Origin of the sequence: Mucilaginibacter sp. 3215, assembly GCF_050433785.1 — a bacterium.
In the GTDB taxonomy this organism is placed as follows: Bacteria; Bacteroidota; Bacteroidia; order Sphingobacteriales; family Sphingobacteriaceae; genus Mucilaginibacter.
This window is the reverse complement of the sequence record NZ_JBNPWO010000009.1, coordinates 179,374-203,637: the sequence shown is the minus strand read 5'-3', so window position 1 is coordinate 203,637 and position 24,264 is coordinate 179,374. Positions and strand designations below refer to the sequence as shown.

General features: G+C 42.7%; 23 protein-coding genes and 1 tRNA gene. 11 read left to right on the top strand and 13 right to left on the bottom strand.

Going from position 1 to position 24,264, the window contains the following annotated elements:
- Nucleotides 1-220 precede the first annotated feature (220 nt).
- From ABIC84_RS16650 to ABIC84_RS16625, 6 genes are all read right to left on the bottom strand, one after another.
- Nucleotides 221-1,483, bottom strand: coding sequence for a DUF5103 domain-containing protein (locus tag ABIC84_RS16650; protein WP_429264291.1), 1,263 nt, complete (start codon nucleotides 1,481-1,483; stop codon nucleotides 221-223).
- On the bottom strand, nucleotides 1,480-1,914 hold the full coding sequence (locus ABIC84_RS16645) for a hypothetical protein (RefSeq protein WP_429264290.1): 435 nt from the start codon (nucleotides 1,912-1,914) through the stop codon (nucleotides 1,480-1,482). Before ABIC84_RS16645 ends, ABIC84_RS16650 begins: the two co-directional genes overlap by 4 nt.
- Before the next feature lie 127 nt (nucleotides 1,915-2,041).
- Nucleotides 2,042-3,964, bottom strand: a complete 1,923-nt coding sequence (locus tag ABIC84_RS16640) for an ABC-F family ATP-binding cassette domain-containing protein (protein WP_426585664.1) — start codon at nucleotides 3,962-3,964, stop codon at nucleotides 2,042-2,044.
- A gap of 112 nt (nucleotides 3,965-4,076) precedes the next feature.
- A complete protein-coding gene (locus ABIC84_RS16635; RefSeq protein ID WP_429264289.1) occupies nucleotides 4,077-4,475 on the bottom strand; it encodes a hypothetical protein in 399 nt (132 codons plus the stop codon).
- Nucleotide 4,476: 1 nt separating this feature from the next.
- Nucleotides 4,477-5,247, bottom strand: coding sequence for an SGNH/GDSL hydrolase family protein (locus ABIC84_RS16630; protein WP_429264288.1), 771 nt, complete (start codon nucleotides 5,245-5,247; stop codon nucleotides 4,477-4,479).
- Between the two features lie 156 nt (nucleotides 5,248-5,403).
- Complete coding sequence (locus ABIC84_RS16625; protein WP_429264287.1) at nucleotides 5,404-5,763, bottom strand: hypothetical protein; 360 nt, start codon at nucleotides 5,761-5,763, stop codon at nucleotides 5,404-5,406.
- 156 nt (nucleotides 5,764-5,919) lie between these two features.
- Here ABIC84_RS16625 and ABIC84_RS16620 point away from each other — a divergent pair, with 156 nt between their 5' ends.
- A complete protein-coding gene (locus ABIC84_RS16620; RefSeq protein ID WP_429264286.1) occupies nucleotides 5,920-6,417 on the top strand; it encodes a TspO/MBR family protein in 498 nt (165 codons plus the stop codon).
- Nucleotides 6,418-6,481: 64 nt separating this feature from the next.
- Complete coding sequence (locus tag ABIC84_RS16615; protein WP_090527761.1) at nucleotides 6,482-7,015, top strand: hypothetical protein; 534 nt, start codon at nucleotides 6,482-6,484, stop codon at nucleotides 7,013-7,015.
- A 157-nt stretch (nucleotides 7,016-7,172) separates the two neighbouring features.
- On the opposite strand, the gene ABIC84_RS16610 is transcribed toward ABIC84_RS16615, so the two are convergent.
- Nucleotides 7,173-9,533: a BamA/TamA family outer membrane protein gene (locus ABIC84_RS16610; RefSeq protein ID WP_090527764.1), complete on the bottom strand. Its 2,361-nt coding sequence runs from the start codon at nucleotides 9,531-9,533 to the stop codon at nucleotides 7,173-7,175.
- On the opposite strand from ABIC84_RS16610, the gene ABIC84_RS16605 reads away from it, so the two are divergent.
- From ABIC84_RS16605 to ABIC84_RS16595, 3 genes are all read left to right on the top strand, one after another.
- A complete protein-coding gene (locus ABIC84_RS16605; protein WP_429264285.1) occupies nucleotides 9,524-10,273 on the top strand; it encodes a TrmH family RNA methyltransferase in 750 nt (249 codons plus the stop codon). The two genes, ABIC84_RS16610 and ABIC84_RS16605, sit on opposite strands and share 10 nt — an antisense overlap.
- Before the next feature lie 46 nt (nucleotides 10,274-10,319).
- Nucleotides 10,320-10,390, top strand: a tRNA-Cys gene (locus ABIC84_RS16600).
- A gap of 30 nt (nucleotides 10,391-10,420) precedes the next feature.
- Nucleotides 10,421-10,594 (top strand): spore protein, encoded by a 174-nt coding sequence (locus tag ABIC84_RS16595; RefSeq protein WP_090527770.1) that lies wholly within the window; start codon nucleotides 10,421-10,423, stop codon nucleotides 10,592-10,594.
- A gap of 242 nt (nucleotides 10,595-10,836) precedes the next feature.
- Here the strand turns inward: ABIC84_RS16595 and ABIC84_RS16590 are convergent, their stop codons facing one another.
- A complete protein-coding gene (locus ABIC84_RS16590; RefSeq protein WP_429264284.1) occupies nucleotides 10,837-11,880 on the bottom strand; it encodes a quinone-dependent dihydroorotate dehydrogenase in 1,044 nt (347 codons plus the stop codon).
- A 293-nt stretch (nucleotides 11,881-12,173) separates the two neighbouring features.
- Here ABIC84_RS16590 and ABIC84_RS16585 point away from each other — a divergent pair, with 293 nt between their 5' ends.
- Both ABIC84_RS16585 and ABIC84_RS16580 read left to right on the top strand, forming a co-directional pair.
- The gene (locus ABIC84_RS16585; RefSeq protein ID WP_429264283.1) at nucleotides 12,174-12,776 is read left to right on the top strand and encodes a DUF998 domain-containing protein; all 603 of its coding nucleotides are present in this window, start codon (nucleotides 12,174-12,176) and stop codon (nucleotides 12,774-12,776) included.
- Nucleotides 12,777-12,798: 22 nt separating this feature from the next.
- Nucleotides 12,799-13,161 (top strand): hypothetical protein, encoded by a 363-nt coding sequence (locus tag ABIC84_RS16580; protein ID WP_429264282.1) that lies wholly within the window; start codon nucleotides 12,799-12,801, stop codon nucleotides 13,159-13,161.
- Nucleotides 13,162-13,311: 150 nt separating this feature from the next.
- Here the strand turns inward: ABIC84_RS16580 and ABIC84_RS16575 are convergent, their stop codons facing one another.
- Nucleotides 13,312-13,734, bottom strand: coding sequence for a hypothetical protein (locus ABIC84_RS16575; protein WP_429264281.1), 423 nt, complete (start codon nucleotides 13,732-13,734; stop codon nucleotides 13,312-13,314).
- A 120-nt stretch (nucleotides 13,735-13,854) separates the two neighbouring features.
- Between ABIC84_RS16575 and purU the strand changes: the two genes are divergently transcribed.
- Both purU and ABIC84_RS16565 read left to right on the top strand, forming a co-directional pair.
- Nucleotides 13,855-14,679, top strand: a complete 825-nt coding sequence (gene purU / locus ABIC84_RS16570; RefSeq protein WP_426585643.1) for a formyltetrahydrofolate deformylase — start codon at nucleotides 13,855-13,857, stop codon at nucleotides 14,677-14,679.
- A gap of 236 nt (nucleotides 14,680-14,915) precedes the next feature.
- On the top strand, nucleotides 14,916-15,797 hold the full coding sequence (locus tag ABIC84_RS16565) for an endonuclease/exonuclease/phosphatase family protein (protein WP_429264280.1): 882 nt from the start codon (nucleotides 14,916-14,918) through the stop codon (nucleotides 15,795-15,797).
- A gap of 53 nt (nucleotides 15,798-15,850) precedes the next feature.
- Here the strand turns inward: ABIC84_RS16565 and ABIC84_RS16560 are convergent, their stop codons facing one another.
- The gene (locus ABIC84_RS16560; RefSeq protein ID WP_429264279.1) at nucleotides 15,851-17,311 is read right to left on the bottom strand and encodes a glycoside hydrolase family 30 protein; all 1,461 of its coding nucleotides are present in this window, start codon (nucleotides 17,309-17,311) and stop codon (nucleotides 15,851-15,853) included.
- A 278-nt stretch (nucleotides 17,312-17,589) separates the two neighbouring features.
- Entirely contained in the window at nucleotides 17,590-17,970 is a 381-nt protein-coding gene (locus tag ABIC84_RS16555; protein ID WP_176628568.1) for a chorismate mutase, read from the bottom strand.
- 314 nt (nucleotides 17,971-18,284) lie between these two features.
- On the opposite strand from ABIC84_RS16555, the gene ABIC84_RS16550 reads away from it, so the two are divergent.
- Nucleotides 18,285-19,331 (top strand): sterol desaturase family protein, encoded by a 1,047-nt coding sequence (locus ABIC84_RS16550; RefSeq protein ID WP_429264278.1) that lies wholly within the window; start codon nucleotides 18,285-18,287, stop codon nucleotides 19,329-19,331.
- Between the two features lie 251 nt (nucleotides 19,332-19,582).
- Here ABIC84_RS16550 and ABIC84_RS16545 read toward each other — a convergent pair whose 3' ends face one another.
- Nucleotides 19,583-20,566, bottom strand: a complete 984-nt coding sequence (locus ABIC84_RS16545) for a GlxA family transcriptional regulator (RefSeq protein WP_188833915.1) — start codon at nucleotides 20,564-20,566, stop codon at nucleotides 19,583-19,585.
- A gap of 128 nt (nucleotides 20,567-20,694) precedes the next feature.
- Nucleotides 20,695-21,342 carry an ankyrin repeat domain-containing protein gene (locus ABIC84_RS16540; RefSeq protein ID WP_429264277.1) on the bottom strand — a complete coding sequence of 216 codons (648 nt, stop codon included), beginning with the start codon at nucleotides 21,340-21,342 and terminating at the stop codon, nucleotides 20,695-20,697.
- A 274-nt stretch (nucleotides 21,343-21,616) separates the two neighbouring features.
- Between ABIC84_RS16540 and ABIC84_RS16535 the strand changes: the two genes are divergently transcribed.
- Nucleotides 21,617-24,229: a DNA translocase FtsK 4TM domain-containing protein gene (locus ABIC84_RS16535; protein ID WP_429264295.1), complete on the top strand. Its 2,613-nt coding sequence runs from the start codon at nucleotides 21,617-21,619 to the stop codon at nucleotides 24,227-24,229.
- Nucleotides 24,230-24,264 lie beyond the last annotated feature (35 nt).

The window sequence follows — 24,264 nt, the reverse complement described above, 5'->3', positions numbered from 1 at the left end:
TTAGGACGATACATTCCAACTTGCGCGAGTATGCAGCGTAGGGAAAAGCGTGGCGTACTCGTGACTTTTTTATTGTAAACGTATGACAGGATTTAGCAGTCAAACTGTAAACTTTTTTTAGGATGAGACAGCCTTCTCCTAAGCGGAAGCTTTTAATTCGCAAACGCTGTTAAGTTTGTTTTTAAAGTCTTCTCCTTCGTAGAGGATTTAGGTGAGGCCATTATCTTTTTGTCACCAACTCCCTAAAACCAACCAGCTCATCCCATCGGGCAGCGGGCGGGCGGTAGTAGGTCAGCATCTGGTATTCGTTTTCGGTTTCAAAGTGGCTGCCCTCAAAAGGGATATCATCGGCCTGGCCTGTTTTGGCATCTACCCAAACGTATTCGTAATCGTACACGCCTTGTTTTAACAGCATATTTACGGTGTACCTGCCATTGTCAAGCGGGTGCAGCTTATTGCTATCATCAAGGCGGTAATTGTTAAACTGGCCTACTACGTATGGTGCTCCGTCTTTAGGGTCTTTATTGGTTGATAGGGTGAAGTACACGTGCGCATAGTCGGCATCCGTAGCTGGGGTGGTACCATCGTTATTCAGGATATAAAACTTACCGTCGTTATCGTACTGAAAAATGTAGTTGGGCTGATCGCGCACGGGGTCGCCAAGCAGCACTACCACGTTGGTTGAATCTTTGTAAATTTTAGCTACCCTTTGCGAATTAAGCTTGAGCGTACGCATATCAAACAGCCTGAACTCGTTACGACCGGGAAAGTCATTAATGCTTACATCGTTATAAATCAGCTGCGAACCACGGATATAGGTTGGCTGCCCGTTAAGCACCGCTGTTTCGGTACGGGCGTTTTGCATAATAAAAGTACGCAGGGCATAAGCCGGGTCCTGCACAACAAGGCCCGAATAATCAACCGTAAAATTGATTTTTTGATTAGTTTGCCGGGTAGCATTATTGGCCGAAGGCACCAGATCGGCAGCTATCGACACGCGCTTGCCCAACACATACAGCCTGCGGGTAAGCACCATTTTATTTTGGTCGCCATCTTCATAAACCTTCAGCACATAGTTACCCGATATTTTAGGGGCTATGTTGTTGTTAGGCAACGAAATTTCATAATGGGTATACTTTTGCATGGTACCGGTTGAGTAGCTGTAATTATACAGCCGGTCGTCGGTAAAATTTAGCAGGTACTCGGCCGATGAAAGGTTTGATGAGTTCCAGTTGGCATCGCAATGCTCAATGGTATAGTAGTAATTACGACTCCCCCCGCGCAGGTCATCAAAGGTTAACAGCACCTTTTCATCAGTCCCTAAATTAATCACCGGAAACGAACCCTGCTTGGCGGTATTATAAAACTCAACGCTTTTTATGGCCGGTGAGTAAACGTCGTTGTTATAAGGGGATTGGGCGAAGGTTGTTTGTATAAACATGGTAAAGATCACCATGCCTAAAAATATCCTTATTAATTTCATTCCTGTTCAATATCTATTTTATCCCGCTGCAAATATTGTTTAACGTCAAAGCTAAACAATGTGATTGATAATATTAAGAAAGGCGTAGCCGAACCCAGGCTAAACTCTGAAAGGCTATCTCCATTGAAGATATTATGCGTCAGAAAAAATAGCGCTATCCACATAACCAAAAGCGCTACAAGCCGGGTAATTATATGCTCTTTGTGAGTTGCAACAAATAACAAAAACTGTCCTATCAAAAGAATTAGCGCCGATGCCAAAATTGAATTATCATAGTTATTTGATAAACTAAACGACAATTTGTTTTCACTTGCAAACGGAAACATTACTTCAAACAATATTATTGGCCCAACGCCATGTCCGGCACCAATCAAAATAAAACAACTGGATATTAATACAGCGATGGTAAGCCCACGATATTGATTATTCATGTAATAATTTAGGTTTGACACTAATATAAAAAAGCCGCTATCATAATGCAATAGCGGCTTTCATTCACGATACTTTACTCCACACTTATCAAAGCCCTCTCCCTTTAGGGGAGGGTTTGGGTGGAGCTTACGATTCCAGCTCCAATATCTGCTCGGCCAGTGCTTCCCACTTTTCCTGCAATTGTTTCAGTTCGGTTTGCTTGGCGCTGTAGGCAGCGTTGGTTTGTTTTAGCTTGGCGTTATCGCTGTATATTTTTTCGTCGGCCAGCTGGGTTTCAAACTGCTTTACTTCTTTTTCAAGGTCGGCAATTTGTTGTTCCATTTTGGCCAGGTCCTGGTTTAGTTTTTTAAGCTGCTGATGTTTGTTTTCGCCTTGTGGTTGTTTAACAGGCTCAGGCTTTTTCTCCTCCTTTTTGGGCTGAGGTGCAGGCGCGGCAGCTTTGGGCTCCAGTTTGCGTTTGGCATACCATTCATCAAACTCGGCATAAGTACCAGGGTAGATCTTGATCTTCTGATCTTCAATAAACCAGATCTTGTTAGCTACGTTATCAAGGAAATACCTGTCGTGCGATACCACAATGAAAGTACCCTCGTACTGGTCAAGCGCCTGGATCAGGATATTAACCGACTGCATATCCAGGTGGTTGGTAGGCTCATCCAGTACCAGGAAGTTGGCATCGGCGGTAAGTGCCTTAGCTAAAGCCACACGCGATTTTTCACCCCCAGATAATACCTTGATCTTCTTGAACACATCATCGCCGGTAAACAAAAACGAACCTAAAATGGTACGCAACTCGGTATCAGTATGTTTTGGGGCGAATGATTGCAGCTCCTGCAGGATCTGGTTTTCGAGGTGCAGGGACTCCAGCTGGTGCTGTGCAAAAAAAGTAGTAGTTACGTTATGACCGGTAGTTACCGTACCTGTATAATCCTTATCGGCCGATGCGATGATACGCAACAGCGTTGATTTACCTTTACCGTTGGCACCGATGAGGGCAATTTTATCACCTTTTTCAATTACAGCTTCGGCGTGGTCAAGAATATCGATAGCAGGGTATTTTTTGGTGATATCCTCTAAAGTGATCACGTGCCTGCCCGATTGCTTGCTGAAACGGAAAGCGAAGTTAACGGATGGATTATCGTCATCCACATCGTCAATACGCTCCATCCTATCCAGCATTTTGATGCGGGATTGCGCCATTTTAGCTTTAGAAGCCTTGGCACGGAAACGCTCGATCAAACGCTCTTCCTGTTTAATTTTTGATTGCTGGTTTTTAAACTCACCGCGCTGAATTTCTTCGCGCAGGGCCTTTTCTTCGAGATAGAAAGAGTAGTTGCCCGCGTAAACGGTAAGCTTGCCTTTGCGCGATTCAACGGTACGGTTGATAACCTTATCCAGAAACCACCTATCGTGCGATACGATGATGATAGCACCGGTAAAAGCCTTCAGGTAATCTTCCAGCCATTGGATAGATGGCAAGTCGAGGTGGTTGGTAGGCTCATCCAGCAGCAGGATATCAGGTGCCTGCAACAGGATCTTGGCCAGCATTACACGCATGCGCCATCCACCCGAAAAGGTGCTCAGCTTACGCTTGCAATCGTCATCGCTAAAACCCAAACCGGCTAAAATTTCGTGGGCTTTATATTCGATATTGTAACCGTCAAGCAGTTCAAACTCATGCTGCTTGTCGCTCAGTTTATTTAAAAGATCTTCGCTATAATCCGTTTCCAGCTTTTTAAGCAGGTTCTCTATCTCGTCGTGCAGTTGGTTCTGGCGCTCAAAGGCTTCCATAGCCACGTGTACGATGTTTTTATCAGATGAGTATGAAAGCAGATCCTGGTTAAGGTACCCCATGGTAAGGTCCTTAGCCATTGAAACAGTTCCGGAGGTAGGCTTATAGTCGCCTACAATAATTTTTAAAAGGGTGGTTTTACCAGTACCGTTGGCACCAATTAAACCAATTTTTTCACCGGGTTTAATATGCCAGTTGGCTTCATCATATAAGGCCCGCGCACCAATCTCGAACGTAAGGTTATTTATAGCAATCATTTACGCGCAAAGATACTGTTTTTGAGCTGAATGCCGAAGGCAGAAAGCTTAAGGCTTTATTAGGTAATGCTTAATAACGAAACCGGGATGACAAAATTGAATCCATTCCTAATCAGGATTTTCTGTGAACTTTTAAAACGATCTGGGTTTCTACCATTTCAAATACTGTACCCCCATCTTTTTCTACAACATTGATCATCATTACAGTTCCCGTGTTATTTAATTCTTTAACGCGTATCACACCTTTATCCGGATCGTATTCCCAGTCACCTTTCGGCATACTCTTTATCGCCGGGGTCAAATAAAAATGGTGGTTGGCATTAAAATCAAAAACAGCGTTGGAGAAAATGCCTTTTAGTGATTTTATCATCATGGCCTTTTGCTGCTCATTCATTTTCATGGTGCTCCCTGAAATGTCAACATGATCAACTTGCCATTTTCCGGTAATATCCTTAGGTGGTGTACTGCTCCACAAACGGGTTAGCAGCAATAACATTAATATACTTTTCATTTTACGCTCCCACCGCTTTTAACCATGTTTGTGCCATAAGGGCTTCGCCGGCTACACTGGGGTGTACGCCGTCAAGGTTCCAGTAGGTGGCCGGTGCTGTTTGTTCGGCTTGGTCAAATGCTGATTGATAAGGCACAAATACCGCATCGAACTCTGCAGCAATGTCTTTAGCAGCTTTGCGGAATGCATCAAATGTGGGGTACCATTTATCATCAACGGCTTTCACATTTTTTTCGGCAAAGGGTTCACAGATCACCAGTTTAATATCGGGCAAGGCCTGTTTGGTGCGGGTTAGCAATGCCCTATAGTCGGTAATGTAAGTATCTATTGTGCCTTTATAACCGTTGGTAAGGGTGTGCCAAAAATCGTTTACGCCTATGTGGATGCTTAGTACGTTTGGTTTAAGGGCAAGACAATCAGTATCCCAGCGTTCGGCAAGCTGATATACTTTATTGCCGCTGATACCTTTATTGTAGATTTTTAAACCTTTATCGGCATGTTTAAGCAGCAATTGTGAAGCTGTGAGCAAGGCATAACCCGAGCCTAATGCGCTGGTGGTATTGGGTTCGGTTTTGCTATGGTCACGCCCCCAGTCGGTAATGGAATCGCCCTGAAAAAGCACTACATCGCCCTGGTTAAAAGTCAGTCTTCTTACCGGTTTTTCGGCAGCTAATGCTGATGAAACAATAGATGGGATGCCCATAGAGGCAATTGTGCCTACGGCAGCTGTCTTTAAAAATTGGCGGCGATAGTTTTGTTGGGTATTTTTCATTTGTGGGTTATAAAAGGTATTTGCCGAAAATACTGATTTACTATAACTATTAAAATTTTGTTGGCTTTTGTATCAGGATTTGTAAAAGGAATATTACGTATATCAACAACTGTCCACGATCTGCCGCAGGGTACACTACGCTAAACCCGCGGCAGGTTATTTATCAGCTACAAAATTCATCGGCTTTGCCGGATCAAAAGTAACATAAACCCTTTTCCAGGGTTCATCGCCAATCAGTCGCCATTTGTGTGCTGTTCCGGTTATATCCTGGGCTATCAGGATCTCGCCGGGCTTAAGTATGAATTTTTCGCCGGGGTAGGTTTCAAATTCAAGCGTACCGGTAAGGGTTATCACATACTGATTGGTTGGGGCATTATGGTAATCATAAAACGCATGCGGCTCCGATTCCTGGAACCTGATAGCAAGCGCTTCGTCAAATGTTCCTAAATCAACCACACCTTTTTCTATATGCGAATGACCGTCATTGCCGGTATATAACCTGTAGGCTTTTATCATACGGGCTAAACTAACATTTAACTGTCAATACTACCCATCCCTTGTGTATTTATTGCAAAACAGTTGCTTTACGTAACAGTAATATTTATTTTATTTAGTTTTAAAGATTATTCGTTCGTGATAAAACTTAAGCATCTTTAACAGTTCAAATAACATATGCCCGTAGCTGCATCCACCAAACGTTTTCAATTTTTACCTTACCTCATCAGTTTGCTAATCGTGCTATTTATTGGTTTTGTTGCCTCACTGGTAACCCGGCCCGAAATTGCCGGCTGGTACAGCACACTCAAAAAGCCGTCGTTTAACCCACCACCCTGGCTGTTTGCACCTGTGTGGACTGTAATTTATATCATGATAGCAACCGCTGCTTATCTTGTATGGAAACACCGCAGCCGTAAGCCCGTTTATATCATTGCGCGTTCGATATATTTCATTCAGCTTATTTTAAACTTTTCGTGGTCGATAACATTCTTTGGCATGCACCAAATAGCAACAGCCATGGTTGTGATCATCTTACTGTGGTTCAGCATTATTGTAAACATCAACTGGTTTAATAAATTTAACCGGGTTGCAGCACTGTTATTGATTCCGTATTTATTGTGGGTTAGCTTTGCCAGCATACTTAACGCGAGTATTTATTTCTTTAACCGATAGCTCATAAAAAACGCTATTTTTATTGCAGATAATTACAGCACCGATAAGAGCTTTCTATCAAACCATGAAAAAACTTTTACTTATTTTTTGCTTTATTACAGCAGCACACAGCTTTGCGTTTGCCGATAAAACTGCTATCAACCATTTTGTAATTAAAGAAAACCCCTTTGCGGTTGATGAGGTAGCCGTAGTTGCAACCGATACTGCAGGCGTGATACAGGAAAATGTAAACGGCATTTTCACCTTTGTAATGAACGGTTTTACCGAAGAACTTAAGTTTGACAAAGGCACGGCTTTTTACCGCCACAAGCTTGACCGTTCAACCTTCCTGTACGCCAAACATATGAACGATTCCGGCACACATGCCATACTATACTACATTTACAAGCATGATAGTAAACTAAGTCCATTCCATATCAGCTGGGTACTGTTGATAGCCATTCCCCTGTTACTGGTATTGCTGGCTTATATGTTTAAGCGGTTTATCATTATTGCCGTAGTAATCTTCTGTATCTTCCTGTATTTCAATTACCACAACGGCTTAAGCATTCCAACCTTTTTTGAAAGCATTATTGATGGGTTGAAGAATATGTTTTAGAAGGAAGGTCAAAGGCGAAAGGTCAAAGGCGAAAGGTCAAAGGTTTTTTATGGAGAGGTGAAAGTAAAACGAAAAGTAAAAGTTTTAAAAAAACAGATGCACACGTAAAGCTGCAGCTACCTTTTGCCTTTCACCTTTATCCTTTTACCTAAAAATCTTAAAAAGGTAATCCAATGCCAAAGTTCAACTGCATAAAGTTGTAATCTTCTCCGTTGGCTGCTTTGTAAGCTTGTTTGAATGAACCTTTGCTAAACAGTTCGCCGGCATGGTTAACCAGCACCCATTGGTTAGCTCCGCTAAATTGCGGGTCTTTAAGTTTAAAGGCGGCATCAAGCCGAAAAACGAAGAAGCTTAGGTCGAACCTCAACCCGGTACCAATACCTACAGCCGTTGAGCTTAAAAAGTTGTTCAGTTTAAACTGTCCGTTGGGGTTATCAGGCTCATCATGCAAGCGCCATACATTACCGGCATCAACAAAAACCGCACCTTTAAGTTTTGCACCAAAAAAGTTATTTGCCAACAGGTACCGGTACTCGGCATTGGTTATAAACTTGATCTCGCCAAACTGGTCAAGATATTTCAAACGTGCCCGGTTATTAACATCGGTACCGTAATACGCACCCCGGTTAAATTGCCCTGGTCCTAAGGTTCGCGGCAGCCAGGCCCTGATATCATTGGCTCCGCCTGCATAAAAATTCTTTTCAAAAATAAGCTGATTGCTATTACCGTAAGGGATACCTATACCCGGGTTTATACGGAAAACAAATTGTTTCTCGCCACCAAAGTTTCGATAGATGCGCGTATCAAGCTCAACTTTGGTATACTGCGCAAAAGTATATCCAAAAAGCTTGTGTTGCCCAAGAGTATCTTTAGGAGCATTGGTGAGATTGCTTACCAGGTTAAGAAAATTCCCGCCAATATCTAAACTGCCCCGGAAATAGGTGAAATTTTCATAACCATTAAGCTTTATGGCATTAACCTGGTAAGTGTATTGGCTACCGGATGTAAAAACCGTACGCCCGATTAAATAAACATAGGAGTACCTGTTTTGTGCAAGCAGCGCCGCCCTTGCAGCCGGATCAATTATGCCCCTCGAAAACTCAATGTTGATAGGCGTAATGGTATGTGTTTTATACGGCGTATCAAAAAAGTCGTACGTAATGGAATTGATAAAACTTTCGCGCTTAACCAGGTCCTTTTGGTAAAACAGCGAATAGTTTGATGAAAATGTGGTGTGTGGAACCGCAAATTTACCAAGAAACGGAAATTTGAACGGAAGCAATAGCCGCGGATAGACAAGCTGTGCTCCTACCCTAAACTCCTGGTTTTGGATACTACTGTGATCATTACCCACATTATTGCCATTATCAAAAAGGATACTCCAGTTAACTTTTAACTGCAATATAGCGGCCTGTTTAAATAAATTCCTGTCGGTAAAGGTGTTACCCACGTTATAACCAAAACGACCGCCGCTAAAAAGCACCTCACCCTCTACACGGTCGCTCATCCGTTTAAGCGGCACGATATCTATCCGGGTATTAAGCCTGTTAGAGCTATCCTTCAGTTTTTCGTAGACGGGGTTGGGCACATTTCTGAAAACATTTAACTCGGATAAGCGAGTGGTGGTGCGTGTTTGCTTATCAATATCATAGATCTCGCCTTTTTTCTGAAAAACGTAATCGGTTACCACCCTTGGTTTAAACCTTTTTGAATAGTCAACAAACCTAAATTGTGAATCAACCTGTATCGTATCAACTTTGCCCGGTGTACGCCCCTGGCTGTTTGATATCGTAATTAATGTATTGTTGATGGTATAAACCGGGTGCTGTGTTTTCCCCGCCGGGTTATCAATGATCATTTTTACATCAACCACACTGCTGTTAAAGGTGGAATCATAGGTAAAATTGATATATTGCCTGTAAAAATCGTAGTAACCGTTATGCTTCATGAGCAAATAGAGCTGGTCGCGGTCGTAAGCTAAACTATCGGTGTCAAACCTGCCGCCTGGCTGTATGTGCGAGATCCTGTTGCGGTTACCATTATACAATGCTTTAATATTATTATCGGCAATGCTATCGGTAAATTTGCGGATGCGGAACATAGGGCCCTCATTAGCAGTAAAAATCAGCTCAGCTTTTTGCTTTTTTATCACCACACTGTCGGTGACCTTCGCTTTCAGGTAACCACGGCTGCGGATGTATTTTTCCATCTGTACACGCGAGTACTCGATCAGGTTACTATCAACAACAACGGGGGCTTCGCCTATATTTTTTTTACCTTTATTGCTAAAAGTATAGTACAACTGCAGATTGAGCCAGTTATTGGGTTGTTGCTCCTTATCCACATAATTTATAGCGGTTTCCGCAAATTGCTCGTCAATACCTTTTATAGTAATTTTGCGCACCAGTGCCTGGTCTTTGCGGATGCCACGGGTAATGCTGCAGCCCGAACCGATAATAACCAGTAAAATACTTAATATTGTAAGGCGGTAAACAGCAGGCTTAGTATATGCTTTCAAAATCACAGATCAGTTTATTAAAATCCTTACAACATAAAAAATTCCGTAAAGAGCATGGTTTATTTTTGGTTGAGGGTTACAAATCAGTTGTTGAGTTTGTAAACGCTGCATACCAGGTTGATGCTATATACCATACATCCGAAATTGCTCCAAAAATGATGAATTTATCCCGAAAAATAAATTTTCAGGAAATTTCATCTTCAGATCTTGAAAAGATCAGCAGTTTGAAAACCCCGCAGGATGTAATTGGTTTGATTAAAATACCAAAATGGCCCCGATTAAATTATAACTTACTGAAAAACAAGTTCTCGCTGGTGCTTGATGGGGTGCAGGACCCCGGCAATATGGGCACCATTATCCGCACGGCCGACTGGTTTGGCATTACCGATATTATTTGCTCAGATGATACCGTTGATGTTTATAACCCCAAAGTGGTGCAGGCTACCATGGGGTCATTAGCACGGGTAAATGTGCATTACGGCGATTTAACAACTATCCTCCCCGAAATAAAGCTTCCTTTATTTGGTGCCATGCTCGATGGCGAAAATATCTACAGCACTAATTTCGGCTATGAAGGTTTACTGGCTATGGGCAACGAGGGTAATGGCTTACGCCCTGAAATACAGCAGTTAATAAATAAAACAGTAACCATACCCCGGATAGGCTATGCCGAATCATTGAATGTAGCTATAGCTACGGCCATATTATGTTCAGAAATAAAAAGAAATTCGTTCAAATAAATTTGTCCGCTAAAAATAATTACTATCTTTGCAGTCCTTAAAAAAGGGTCGGATGGCCGAGTGGCTAGGCAGAGGTCTGCAAAACCTTTTACAGCGGTTCGAATCCGCTTCCGACCTCAGGGTTAAAAAAATTTAAAATAAAAGACAATGGGCGTTACTCGTTTAAAAAGAAAAGACAGGAGAAATAAAACTTTTTCACGCTTAGAAGTACAGTTCTTGAAACTGGCTACTAACCTTGAATACGGAAGCCGTTCTGCTGAGTCAAAACACAGCCAGATAGCTAAAAACAATGCAGCTTTAGATATCGCATTAGGCAAATAATTCTCTCTTTCTTCGGAAGAAAAAGCTTAAAGTCCTGCCGGTTTCGGTGGGACTTTTTTTGTATCCTTGATTTTGAACCATGATTTTTAGGATTTGAGGATGGACTTGATATTTTCTTCCAAAGCCCATGTCCTTACGGATTCAGACAAAAATATCATTCAATAAACTAAAAGGCATAAGGTCTCCGCGAGGAAACGGAATATCCGGCATCAAAATGTATATTTCAGGGTAATCCTCAAATCCTAAGAATCACGGTTCAGAAGCTTCCTGTTAATCCTTCCAATCAAGCCAGGTCCTTCATAAATAAAACCGGTATACAATTGTACCAATGAAGCACCCGCGTTTAATTTCTCAATGGCATCTTCGGCAGAGTGAATCCCCCCTACTCCGATGATGGGGAACGACCCGTTAGATTTTTTATGCAGATATGCAATCACTTCTGTTGAGCGTTTGGTAAGCGGTTTACCGCTCAACCCGCCGGTTTCTTCTTTTAACGGCGATGACAGGCTTTCCCGGCTGATAGTAGTATTAGTGGCTATTACTCCAGCTATACCTGTTTGCTGTACGATGTCAACAATATCATCCAGTTGGGAATCAGTTAAATCAGGCGCTATTTTTAGCAGAATAGGTCTGCTGATACCGTTTTTACTATTACGTTGCTGTAATGTATTCAAAATTTCCATCAAAGGGCCTTTTTCCTGCAGGGCGCGCAAGCCCGGGGTATTGGGTGAACTTACGTTTACTACAAAATAATCAACTACATCAAACAGGCGGTCAAAGCATTTAATGTAGTCACTAACAGCATCCTCGTTAGGGGTAACCTTGTTTTTACCAATGTTGCCGCCAATGATCAGTTGTTTGTTGATATTTTTCGGATCGCGCCTGAAGGCGGCGATTCGTTCGGCAGCTATGTCTACACCAAAGTTATTGAAACCCATGCGGTTAATGAGCGCGCTATCTGCCGGTAGGCGGAACATGCGCGGCTTTTCGTTACCAGGTTGCGGCAGCGGTGTAACAGTCCCAATCTCAACAAAACCAAAGCCAAGGTTGGCCATTTCGCCCATCATTTCCGCGTTTTTATCAAAACCTGCAGCCAGGCCAACCGGGTTTCTGAACTTCAGACCAAAAACCTCGCGTTCAAGCTTCGGATCTTTTACATCCCACATCGCTTTACTTAACGATGCACCACCCGGAAAACGATTAAAGCGCTTCAGGTTGCGGGTAACAAAGTAATGCACATTTTCCGGATCGAACTTAAACAGGATGGGTTTTATCAACTGATACATGCCGCGAAGTTAGCACATTTTTGTGATGGTGAATAAATGCATGGGTATAACCGGTATCTGTTTCATCTCTGTGATATTACGCTGCATTGCCTCCTCCTTATCTGACAAGAGCGAAGTGCGTCGAAATCAATTCAGGTTTCGTCAATCCATTTTTTAAACTAACACATTTTGGCGAAGCCATTAAACAGTCTTGAAAAAATAAAATAAAAAATATAGTACTATGTATTGTATAGTACCATGTTTAATATTAACTTTGTTTTAATCGAAAGAAAAACAAGTTGAATATTATTAAAATGGACACTAAACCGCTACTCTATACCGGCATCATTATTCCCATTGTATTTTGGCTTTCAACCATTGTTTGCGGGTTTGTGCATGGTAATTACAATCATTTCAGCAATACAATCAGCGAGCTGGGCGCTATCGGCACAAAATCTGAAACGCTGATGGAAACATTTACGCTGCTCAATACAGTGCTCAGCGTGTTTTTTATGGCGGGCCTGTTTATTGCTTGCAGCCAGTTGGGGCTTAATATCCTGCCGGTGTTTGGGGTGATAGGTTTCCCTATCATGTTTGGCTGGGCGGCTATATTTCATGCAGGCAACCCGCTGCATTCGGCATCCGGGCCGGTGTTTTTACTGCTTTACGCAGGTGCGCTGCTTTCCGCTATTTTATGGCGGGGAGAGGAGTTTAGACAGATCAGGAAGCTTTCGCTATTAAGCCTGGGTATTATGCTGCTCATCTTTATCCGCTTCATTCCTTCGGCTACTATTCAAAACAATTATACCGGGCTTATTCAAAGATTGGCCCACCTGGGTTGGTCGGCTTGGTTTGTATCGCTCGGCTCCTGCTTTATAAAACTGCTCAACACCAAAGAGCAGCGTCAATTAAAATAATCAACATTAAAAAAACAACAACATGAAAAAATTATTAGGTTATGTATTAGTTGTCATGGGTTTGATAGCCTTATTAGATGCCTGCCACATAGGCGGAAGGCATACAGTGATTTCTGAAAACGCTGATGGCAGAGAAAGACGGATTGAATACTGGGGGCACGTGTATTTTACCGCTGATAGCACGGGCATCAGCAGGATCTCGCCCAATGGGAAGGTAAAATACAAAAATAATGACTTTGAAATAAGTGCCGAAAGCGATTATAACGGACGTATTACCTATCAGTTTAATGACGGCGAAAAGAAAAAGGAACTTGATAATAACGAGAAGATTTCATTAGCAAGCGCTGTACGGGATATGATGAAGATAGGGCATTACGCTAAGTAACTATTATATAGGGTAAGCGTAGCTTACCGTTTACTCACTCAGTCAGTCTCCCTCTCTTTGCAAAGAGGGTAAGAAAAAATACCCTCCTCTCTTTATGCGTATTTAGAGAGGAGGCAATGAGCATAGCGTTGCCGGGATAAGTAACGGCAATCATTTCATCCGTACGTATACCTCATTAAACCCATCGGCTATATAAATTTCATTCAGGTAAAGCGTATCGTGCCTGATGAGGTATGAAACCGGGCGCGTATCAAGCGTAGGCCCGGAGAGCAATAATATATCTGCCTTTTCTGTTGGGCTATATTGATAGTTTGGAGTAGTGCGGAAATTGCCGCTGATCTGCAGCACGTCGTTTTGGAACCTTTTGAAACTGCTATCAGGATAAAATTCATTTCGAATATTGTAGCCGCTGCTTTGTGGCGTAACGGTAAAGCCGCCAATACCGCCAACTGATTTTACCCAGCGCCATTTTCCAACTATACTGCTGCTGCCCGGGCTGGGAAGGTCGCCTTTATTGCAGGCGGTTATACTACCTAATAAAATTACGGATGCCGCTAACAGGATAATTTTCATAATTGTGGGTTTATAAGATACCTTACGGTACAGCACATGGCTTTGCTACAATAAGTTGTAAAATAATTTAAAGGGAAATGCCTGTTGTATATTCAGCAAAATTCTTTGTATCATTAAACCATGATTATTGTAATACAGTGTAAAGACAAAGTGGGCCTTGTAGCGGCCATATCTGCAACATTAGCTAAACACCTGCTCAATATAGTTTCCATGCGTGAGCATGTTGATCATAACGAAAATGTTTTTTTTACGCGCCTGGAAGTTGAACAAGGCGACGACACCGGCCTCGAAGATTCATTACGTAAAATACTGCCCGAAGGGGCTTATATTTCAGTAAACCCAGAGCCCGTGAAGAAGGTGGTTGTACTGGCTACCAAAGAGTATCATTGCCTGAGCGATATCCTGGTGCGTAACCACTTTAATACCCTGGGCGCAAGTGTGCAATGTGTTATCGGCAATCACGCCAAACTGCAAAACATATGCGAGCGATTTGACGTTCCTTTTTATCACATCAGCCATGAACAGGTAAGCAAGGCCGAATTTGAACAAAAGGTGATTGGTACCATTAAACAATATCCTCCTGATTACGTGGTACTGGCTAAATTTATGCGGATCCTGTCGCCCCAATTTGTGGCTGAATTTCCGATGAAGATCATTAATATCCATCACTCGTTTTTACCGGCGTTTATAGGTGCCAACCCCTATAAGCAGGCGTTTGAACGGGGAGTGAAACTAATAGGGGCAACGGCGCACTACGTATCAAATGAGTTGGACGAAGGGCCGATCATTGCTCAGCAAATTGTGCCGGTAAACCACTCATATAGCTGGACAGACATGGTAAAAGCCGGGCAGGAAGTGGAAACTGCCGTATTAGCCAAGGCCCTAAAGCTTGTTTTTGAAGACCGGGTATTTGTGTATAAGAACAAAACGGTAGTGTTTGAGTAAACTCACCCGCCAATGTTCGGGATAGTAGCGATACCAGCTAATGCCAAGCTAAGCTTGTTATCGGCGTCCTTGCATGTTTCTTTAAATTCTGAATAGAATTAATCCCGGCCTACAAATTTTTTAACCATTGTAGGTTTTCGCCGGTTAAATAATCTTCAGCGCGTAACATATATTATAACGTAGTATTTACTTTTAACTTTGTTCAAGTGCCGGTGGCATCTTATCTAATTATTACTATGAAAAAACTGCTTTCTTTATTATTTATGGCTATACTTTCTGTTTCAGCAAGCTATGGCCAGCATCAGCTCACTATAGCTACCTATAATTTGCGCAATGATAATGCTACAAATGATGATTCTGTACGAGGCAATGGCTGGAAACAGCGCCTGCCGGTTATAACGCAGCTCATCCGCTTTCATGACTGGGATATTTTTGGCACCCAGGAAGGCTTGGTACACCAGCTTAATGGTTTAAAACAGGCCATGCCCCAGTACGCTTATACCGGTATAGGCCGTGATGATGGTAAAACTGCCGGAGAGTTCTCGGCCATTTTTTACAAAAAGGATAAATTTAAACTGTTGAAACATGGCGATTTCTGGATGGCGCCGATTACCAACAAGCCCAACAAAGGGTGGGATGCCGCACTTCCAAGGATCTGCTCATGGGGATATTTCCAGGAGATAAAAAGCGGTTACAAGTTTTACTACTTTAACCTGCATATGGACCATATAGGTGTTGTTGCCCGCCGTGAGAGCGCAAAGCTGGTATTGAAAAAAGCGAAAGAGTTAGGCGGTAACGCGCCTGCTATTTTATCAGGCGATTTTAATGTTGATCAAACGTCTGACAGCTACGCTGTAATCAATAACTCGGGGACGTTGAAGGATAGCTATGAGCTATCGCCCATAAAATATGCTACCAATGGTACTTTTAATGATTTCGATGCTAATGGTAAAACCAGCGGCCGCATCGATCATATTTTTGTCACCAAAGATTTTACGGTAAAGAGATACGGGATCTTAACAGATACCTACAGGGCAAAGGCTAAAGGATCGGATAAATATGAGGCTAAGGAGCCCAGCGACCACTTCCCGGTAATGATAATGGTGGATCATAAATGACCCACCATACCAGAGATTTAGTTGATTGATTAAACTAAAGATTTTTATAAAGATTACTTCACTATAAGTGTAGCAATTGAGTGCGGCAGAGCAGTAGTGCCTGCCGCTTTTCCTTTTATCCAAAGGCTATAATCTATTTTTTCGTCGGTTTTGTTCATTACCACCACCGCAATTGAGCCATCGGGGTTTTGGTAAGCGGTAGTTAACAACTTGTCCCTGCTGGCCACCGCGCTAATGCGTTTTGCACCGGGATGGATATATTTGGAGAAATGGCCGATGTAATAGTATGAACTGGTGTAGATGAGGCTTCCGTTACGTAGGTCGGCATGTACCGGGGCAAAGCAAAAGTTACCTACGTGATTTGGCCCGCCTTTTTCATCAAGCAGTACGTTCCAGTCGGTCCAGGCAACGGTATAGGCATTAAAGTCATTGATCATTGAAAGGCCGTAACGTTCGCCAAGCGACCAGTCATTGATCTTGTTGAAATCAAATTTTTCGATACAACCTTCGGTAAATACCAGGTTTTTGCCCGGGAATGCTTCATGGGTACGGCGGGTAGCTTCAAAATTTTGGCCTGCCCCGGTCCAGGTTTCATACCAATGGAAACCGATACCCCAGATGTATTTGGCCGCTGCCGGATCTTCCAGGATAGTACTGGCGCGTTGGTAAAGCAAATCTCGGTTATGGTCCCAAACTATCAGTTTTTTATTGGCCAGGCCTTGTTTTTGCAAGGTTGGGCCTAAAAAGTTCTTTACAAAATCACGCTCCTCTTCGGCAGTATACATGCATGATTCCCATGTTTGCTTAGCCATCGGTTCGTTTTGTACCGAAAGGCCCCATATAGGGACACCTTCTTTTTCATAAGCTTTAATAAACTTAACGTAAAAGTTGGCCCAGCTTTGATCAAATTCCTTTTTGAGCTTACCTCCATGCAGTACATCGTTATTATCTTTCATAAAAGCGGGAGGGCTCCAGGGTGATACAAACATGGTCAGTTTACCTCCCGCAGCCGCTGCGGCCGCTTTAATAAAAGGAATCCGGTAGGTTTTATCATGACTGATATCAAAGGTTTTTAAGTCCTTATCACCATCTTTTACATAGCTGTAACTATCGCTCGAAAAATCACAGCTTTGAATATTGGTGCGACCAAAGGAGTAACCAATGCCTTTGGCTTTATCATAGTAAGCGGTTAAAAATTCTTTTTGTTTATCTTTTGGCAGTTTAGCATAGGTTTCGGCTGCCGCATCTGTAAGCGCACCGCCAATTCCAATCATCGTTTGGAATGTTTTGGCCGGATCAATAAAAACTGCCACCTCTGTTTCCGCGGGTTGAGGCTTATCTGCAAACTTCAGGGTTTCGGTTTCTTTAAATTTATACCCGGCCTTTTGCTCAGAGACAATCACCTTGACCGATTTGCCCGTTACTGAATAAGGCGCTTTACCCTGAGCGCTGACAAAGCCAATCTTTAATAATCCGCCCGCGATCAAACAGGCAATTAAATACTTTTTTTGCATGAGTTTAATTAATAGGCTTACCGGCTTGGTTACAAGCCTGGACTGTGGCTAACCGGAGTTGTCAAATTTATTAAACTTAATTAAAAAAAAGCAAAAATCACGATATAAATTATCACCTCAAAAGGTCGTGCCGGGCAAATTGATACGCCTTAATACCAAATTTTATCTTAATTTAATCAATTGATAATAAACACATTGAACGATAACTCATATAGAAATTGCTTACAAATTTGATGCGCTAAAATGCATTTTAAATTATAGTGTATTTTTTACACCGGCTATTGTTTTTGAGCCTTAATTTCTTCCTCAATGCGCAGGCTTTCTTTATGGATAGCGTTCATAAGTTCGGTAATGAATGTGGCGGAGAGCCCTTCCTGTTTTCCGGCTTCGACAGTTTTTTCCAGTACCTGTTTAAAACGGTCGGACTGAAGGGCAGGAATATTGTTTTTTGCTTTATAGATGCCGATCTCTTTTACTACCCTCTCGCGTTCGCCCAATAAGGCTATAAGTTTTTTATCGAGGGAATCAATTTTGATCCGGTTATTTTGCAGTGGATTGCTGGCAGAAGTTTGGGTCATAGGTGTTGATTGGGCGTTAACTAAACTGTACCGGATCATACACACTAAAAATAATACAAAAGCGCGGTTAAATGATTTCATATCAGATGATTTTTTGAGGCAAATTTATAGAAATAACCTTGCTGTTAATGGATTGTTTCGGGATTGATGCAGAGTTACTCACTCCTGACATCATTACACTCGCTACCCTTTTTATTTGATGTTCCATCATTTCTTTTCATTTTTTTAATAAGCTAATTTATCAGTGATAATAAAAAGGACCGAAGAGCACAGGCAGGTCAGCCGTGATGTGTGATGTTAATACTCGTTCAAAGAATTTACATGTACCTACATATATACAAATTAATTTTCCTAAATTTGAATAAAACATTTTACCGGTAAACCTAATTTTTGATATGGATTTTTTAAAAGCGATATACGAGCATATTACTGGATTTTTCGGCCTCGGCGGATTGTATACCATCATCAAATCGGGCGATTATGGCAAACTACTTACCTATGATGGTATTACGGCTTTGTTAGGCCCAATGCTACCTGTATTGCTGGTGTTTGAAATCATCAGGGGGGCTTTCTATAAAAAATTCAAAGTGATCCATTACAAGATCTCTTTTTGGACATATGTGCTAAATGCTTTTATAGCAAGCGTACTTTCCATTGCCATGGTGGGATTTTGCGTCGGCTTTTTTTCGCGGTTTGCTATTTTTAAAACAACGTTTACCTGGTACTGGTTTATTTACGGGTACATAGTATGGGAGTTTGCACATTTTTGGTATCACTATCTTGCGCATAAGGTGAGGCTCCTGTGGTGCCTCCACTCAACCCATCACGCGCCCGAAAGCATGAACCTTTCTGTTACTTTCGCCCATTTTTTCCTTGAAGCACCCTATGCCGATCTCATCCGCACCAGCATCTGTATTCTCCTGGGTGTTAATTTTCCAATGTTACTCGTGATCATGTTTGTGGATGGCTTTTGGGGATCAATGATCCACATTGGTGAAAACCTTATTGAAGATGGGCGTCTTGGCTTCCTGAACAGAATCGTACTTACGCCATCGCATCACAGGGTACATCATGCGCGTAATCCATTATATATGGATACCAATTTCTGTAACCTGTTACCGATATGGGATAAAGTTTTCGGCACCTTCCAAAATGAAGACCGCAAGATCCCTATTGAATATGGCATCAGTCGCCCCATGATTAAAAACAGCTTTTTGGATGCTTATTTTGGCGAGATCATAGCGCTGGCCAAAGATGTACGCAAGGCGCCCGGTATTAAAAACAAGTTTCTGTACGTTATAATGCCACCCGGCTGGAGCCATACCGGCGATCATAAAATGACAACAGTGGTTAAAAAGGCCTATTTTGAATCGCTTGGGGAGAAGGAAAATAACCAGGAAAAAAAAGCTGTGAAGCAGGGCGAAAAAGAAGAAATGGTTTAAAAGTACTTTTAAAACCATGTCATTGCGAAGAAACGTGGCAACTAAACGAATGCACAGCCGTCATTCCTCCTACCTATGACAACTTAAAAAAGGGGGTGTCATACTGAGCCTGTCGAAGTATGGCGGGCAGGCCTCTGCGCACGAGTCTTCGACAGGCTCAGACTGACAGGCCCTCTTTGTCATCTAACCTTCAGAGGCCTCCGGGTTTAAACACTCACAATGACATGTCTTTTATTTTAAATACTTCATCTTTAATTCTCCAGCACTGCCCTGCGGCAGTACTTACTCCTGTAGTCCTGCGGGGTTAAGCCTGTTATCCGTTTAAAGATCTTTCTGAATGTCTTTAAATCATTATACCCAACCTTATACATCAGCTCACTGATATTGAAATTGGTTTTCTCCAATCCTTTTTTTACCGATTCGATCTTTACCTTTTGCAGGTATTCCATTGGTGTATTCTGCGTGGCGCTTTTAAACCGGCGAATGAAATTACGCTTGCTCATATTGGTTTGTCCGGCAATCTCCTCTACTGAAATAGGCAGATGATAATTATTTTCGATAAACAACTGCGAGCGCATAATTTCCTGATCTTCATGCTGATGCTGCCCTTCAAACACTTTAAAGTGCGCCTGGCTGGTACGGTCAATATCCAGCGAAAACATTTTGCTGGCCCAAATGCCGGTATCCCTGCCGCAATATTTTTCAATCAGGTACAGGATCAGGTTCATGCTTGAAAAAGCACCGCCACTGGTATAAGTCCCGTCTTTATCGGTGGTTACCATATCGGGTAAAATATTCACATCCGGATAGCGGCGTTTCATATCATCAACAGCAACCCAATGTGTAGTACAGGGTTTGCCGTTAAGCACACCCGCTTCGGCCAAAAAATAACTGCCGAAACACAGGCTGGCCACTTCCGCGCCCTTATTGTACATGTTCCTTATAAAATCAATCAGGTTTTTGTTTTTACGCATCACCAAATCAGGCGGACCATAAAACGCCGGGGCTATTACCAGGTCGACATCTTTGATCTCATCAATGGTTTTAAAACCGGTAAACTGGGCAGGGAAATAAAGCAGGTTATTATTTATTTTTTCACCTACAAGCATTACGCTAAAGGCCTCGGTTTTGCCGCTTTCTACCAAAAAACGGTTAGTATGTCTCACCATATCCAATACGCCCGATATGGTTGAAAGATTAATGTCTTCGTGAATAAGCAGCGCTATTTCTTTCATTTGTTATAATTCAGGTTATTACAAATATATAAAAGCACCCGGCACAAAAACATGCGATAAGCCTTAAAAAACGCAGATCATTGATAAAAAGCTATCACTTAACCAATTTAAAATTAAGCGTTTAAACATCAACTCAAGATTTCGGCTATCTCTTCAAAGCCCTTTTCGCGGGCGAGGTCGGCGGGGAGTTTGCCACCTTCCATGCGTATAAAAAGCTCGGCACCGTTTTCCAGCAACAGGATAATGAGTTCCAGGTTACCATTTTGCGCGGCCGAATGCAGCGGCGTAGCACCGGCCTGCTGTATCACATTTACCTTCGCACCGTTTTCAATGAGCATACGGGCAATCTCAGTATAATTACCTGCCGCCGCCGAATGAATTGGGAACACGTTGAAACCATTATTTGATTGCAGGTTAACATTTGCGCCTTTGAGCACCAGGTAGCGCGCAACATCAAACTGTCCAAAATAACAGGCAAGCCCTAAAGCAGTAAAGCCATCTTCGGCGTAATCATCAAGAGTATTTGGGTTAGTAGTAACCAGGTGGGCAACCGTATCAAATTTGCCGGCCGCAGCTGCTTCAAACAAATTGATATCGTTTACATAATTTAACAGCAAACCGGTAACCTCCGGTTTTTTATAATAGCACGAAAGCATAAGCGGCGATACCTTGAGGCTTGTTTTTTGAGTAGCCAGCGCAGGATCTCGGCCAAGCAGGGTATTGATACTATCTAAATCGGCGGATGCGATATATTCTTCCAGTCTTTCTATGCTCATTACTTAGTTAAGTAAAGCGTTTACTATTAACGGCGCTGTTATATTCACTTTGTTAAATTTACGTTTATGTTACGGGTAAATGTTGTTTTTCAATTATACTAAAAAATTAAAAATGTTGCCAATAAGTTATATAATCTGTTAACTTTATATTCATTCGGCCTGTAATTTTTTGCAGGTTACTGAATCTTATATAAAATATTTACCGGGTGTAACTGCAAAGTTCACATAGGTGAAATTTTACGTAAGTTTGCACATAAACGATTGTTACATCAGGATGCCGGCAAAAGGAAACCAGTTTAGATCAAATAATTTCAAGGGAGAAAATCAGCCTCGCCAAGGCGGCAAGGCCGAAAAGGAACGAGTGGCAGGCAGGAAATTACCTAAACTGCCCAGTTTTGACTTTGACTATGAAAACGGCAAGGCTGTTAAAATAGCGGGTTTGTTTTCACTGCTATTATCCATTTTTTTCCTCATCGCTTTTACATCATACCTGTTTACCTGGCAGGAAGACCAAAGCTACATTTCCAAAACTAACGGCGGCTGGCATAACCTTTCAACAGGCACTACCGTTCACGAAATTGCCGACCTGAGCGATCCGACCATCAGGGCGCAAAACTGGCTGGGCAAGTTTGGCGCGCTATTATCCAATCAGTTTATTTATGAATGGTTTGGCGTAGCCTCATTCCTGTTTATTTTTGTATTTTTTGTTGTAGGGTACCGCCTGCTTTTTAAAGCGAGGTTGTTTTCTATCCGTAAAACACTTGCATATTCGTTATTCAGCATTGTCTTTATTTCTGTGGCTATAGCTTATTTTCATTCATTTGTGATTGATTATCCCCACTACCTTGAAGGCGGTTTCGGTTTTTGGAGCAACCGCTTGCTCGCGGCTCAGATAGGTGAAGCGGGAACCGGCGGATTGTTGGTATTTTTGGCACTTACCGTATTGGTAATAGCCTATAATATCGACTTTAAAATACCCCAGCGTAAAAACCGCCCGGTTGCAGCTATGAGTGTTGATGAGATAGCACCTGAACCTGTTGAACTGATTGATGAAGAGCCGTCAATGCCGCTTGAATGGCCCCGGGGCAATAATAACATCCGCGAAACCCATGTAAGCAGCATCATGCCCGAGCCCATGGTACAAGAACCGCTTATACCTCCATCACCGCTCCGGCATCCTCCTATGGAGCAAATGCCCGGATATCATGAGCCTGTGGTGTTGCGCCCTGAAAATACAATTAAACACGAGCCGGAAGAGGAGGAAGAAATCCCACTTACTATTGATACCAACAGGCCATTGCCCGAATTAAGTGTTGAACAGGCTGATGAAGCCAAAAAGGATGACCTGCTAAGCAAATTTGGTATATATGACCACAAGCTCGACCTGGCTTCATACAAACTTCCGCACCTGGAGTTATTAGAAAACCACGGTTCAAACAAGATCTCGGTTAATGCCGAAGAGCTGGAGGCCAACAAGAATAAGATTGTTGAAACGCTCAATCATTATAACATCGAAATTGATAAGATCAAAGCAACCATTGGCCCAACGGTTACCTTATATGAGATCATCCCCGCCCCCGGTGTTAGGATCAGCAAAATCAAGAACCTGGAAGATGATATCGCACTAAGTTTAGCCGCATTAGGCATCCGTATCATTGCCCCTATGCCTGGCAAGGGGACCATCGGTATTGAAGTGCCTAATCAAAATCCCGAGATGGTTTCGATGCGCTCTATCCTATCGACCGAAAAATACCAGAATACCACGATGGACCTGCCTATCGCTTTAGGTAAAACCATATCTAACGAAGTATTTATTGCCGATTTGGCTAAGATGCCCCACTTGCTGGTTGCAGGTGCTACCGGTCAGGGTAAATCAGTTGGTATTAATGCCATCCTGGTATCCTTGCTATATAAAAAGCACCCCGCCGAGCTCAAGTTTGTACTGGTTGACCCTAAAAAGGTGGAACTTACGCTTTTCCGCAAGATAGAAAGGCACTTTTTGGCCAAACTACCTGATGATGGTGACGCCATTATCACCGATACCAAAAAGGTTGTAAACACACTCAATTCGCTTTGTATTGAGATGGACCAGCGATATGACCTGCTGAAAGACGCACAGGTGCGTAACCTGAAAGAGTACAACGCAAAGTTTGTGAACCGCAAGATCAGCGATCCCGAAAAACACCGTTACCTGCCCTTTATAGTTTTGGTGATTGACGAGTTTGCCGATTTGATGATGACCGCCGGTAAAGAGGTAGAAATGCCTATTGCCCGTATCGCACAGCTGGCCCGTGCGGTGGGCATCCACTTGGTTATTGCCACACAGCGCCCTTCGGTTAATATTATTACCGGCACTATTAAAGCCAACTTCCCGTCAAGGCTGGCATTCAGGGTGCTTTCCAAGATCGATTCTCGCACCATTCTTGACGCAGGCGGCGCTGATCAGTTGATCGGTCGCGGGGATATGCTGTTCTCAACAGGCAGCGACCTGATCCGTTTGCAGTGCGCTTTTGTGGATACGCCTGAGGTGGAAGCGATATCTGATTTTATCGGCAACCAAAAAGGTTATCCATCGGCTATGTACTTACCTGAGTATGTGGGCGAAGGCGAAGCCAGCAGCGGCGCTAAAGAATATGATCCTGACGACCGCGACCCGATGTTTGAAGAAGCTGCCCGACTTATCGTATTGCACCAGCAGGGTTCAACATCACTCATACAGCGTAAAATGAAACTGGGCTACAACCGCGCGGGCCGTATTATCGACCAGTTGGAAGCAGCCGGAATTGTAGGCCCTTTTGAAGGCAGCAAAGCCCGCGATGTGCTTTATCCCGACGAATACAGCCTTGAACGCTACCTGGAAACGCTGCAAAAACCTATTAAAGATTAAACCAAGCAAAATTTATTTACTCTAATCCAATAACT

Bases quoted from the DNA above. Each gene is read 5' to 3' on its own strand.
- ABIC84_RS16640 (WP_426585664.1), bottom strand. From the start codon at position 3,964: ATGATTGCTATAAATAACCTTACGTTCGAGATTGGTGCGCGGGCCTTA.
- ABIC84_RS16620 (WP_429264286.1), top strand. From the start codon at position 5,920: ATGCCCGTAGCTGCATCCACCAAACGTTTTCAATTTTTACCTTACCTC.
- ABIC84_RS16560 (WP_429264279.1), bottom strand. From the start codon at position 17,311: ATGCAAAAAAAGTATTTAATTGCCTGTTTGATCGCGGGCGGATTATTA.
- ABIC84_RS16605 (WP_429264285.1), top strand. From the start codon at position 9,524: ATGCTTTCAAAATCACAGATCAGTTTATTAAAATCCTTACAACATAAA.
- ABIC84_RS16550 (WP_429264278.1), top strand. From the start codon at position 18,285: ATGGATTTTTTAAAAGCGATATACGAGCATATTACTGGATTTTTCGGC.
- ABIC84_RS16540 (WP_429264277.1), bottom strand. From the start codon at position 21,342: ATGAGCATAGAAAGACTGGAAGAATATATCGCATCCGCCGATTTAGAT.
- ABIC84_RS16630 (WP_429264288.1), bottom strand. From the start codon at position 5,247: ATGAAAAATACCCAACAAAACTATCGCCGCCAATTTTTAAAGACAGCT.
- purU (WP_426585643.1), top strand. From the start codon at position 13,855: ATGATTATTGTAATACAGTGTAAAGACAAAGTGGGCCTTGTAGCGGCC.
- ABIC84_RS16635 (WP_429264289.1), bottom strand. From the start codon at position 4,475: ATGAAAAGTATATTAATGTTATTGCTGCTAACCCGTTTGTGGAGCAGT.
- ABIC84_RS16555 (WP_176628568.1), bottom strand. From the start codon at position 17,970: ATGAAATCATTTAACCGCGCTTTTGTATTATTTTTAGTGTGTATGATC.
- ABIC84_RS16575 (WP_429264281.1), bottom strand. From the start codon at position 13,734: ATGAAAATTATCCTGTTAGCGGCATCCGTAATTTTATTAGGTAGTATA.
- ABIC84_RS16590 (WP_429264284.1), bottom strand. From the start codon at position 11,880: ATGTATCAGTTGATAAAACCCATCCTGTTTAAGTTCGATCCGGAAAAT.
- ABIC84_RS16535 (WP_429264295.1), top strand. From the start codon at position 21,617: ATGCCGGCAAAAGGAAACCAGTTTAGATCAAATAATTTCAAGGGAGAA.
- ABIC84_RS16585 (WP_429264283.1), top strand. From the start codon at position 12,174: ATGGACACTAAACCGCTACTCTATACCGGCATCATTATTCCCATTGTA.
- ABIC84_RS16615 (WP_090527761.1), top strand. From the start codon at position 6,482: ATGAAAAAACTTTTACTTATTTTTTGCTTTATTACAGCAGCACACAGC.
- ABIC84_RS16650 (WP_429264291.1), bottom strand. From the start codon at position 1,483: ATGAAATTAATAAGGATATTTTTAGGCATGGTGATCTTTACCATGTTT.
- ABIC84_RS16595 (WP_090527770.1), top strand. From the start codon at position 10,421: ATGGGCGTTACTCGTTTAAAAAGAAAAGACAGGAGAAATAAAACTTTT.
- ABIC84_RS16580 (WP_429264282.1), top strand. From the start codon at position 12,799: ATGAAAAAATTATTAGGTTATGTATTAGTTGTCATGGGTTTGATAGCC.
- ABIC84_RS16545 (WP_188833915.1), bottom strand. From the start codon at position 20,566: ATGAAAGAAATAGCGCTGCTTATTCACGAAGACATTAATCTTTCAACC.
- ABIC84_RS16625 (WP_429264287.1), bottom strand. From the start codon at position 5,763: ATGATAAAAGCCTACAGGTTATATACCGGCAATGACGGTCATTCGCAT.
- ABIC84_RS16565 (WP_429264280.1), top strand. From the start codon at position 14,916: ATGAAAAAACTGCTTTCTTTATTATTTATGGCTATACTTTCTGTTTCA.
- ABIC84_RS16645 (WP_429264290.1), bottom strand. From the start codon at position 1,914: ATGAATAATCAATATCGTGGGCTTACCATCGCTGTATTAATATCCAGT.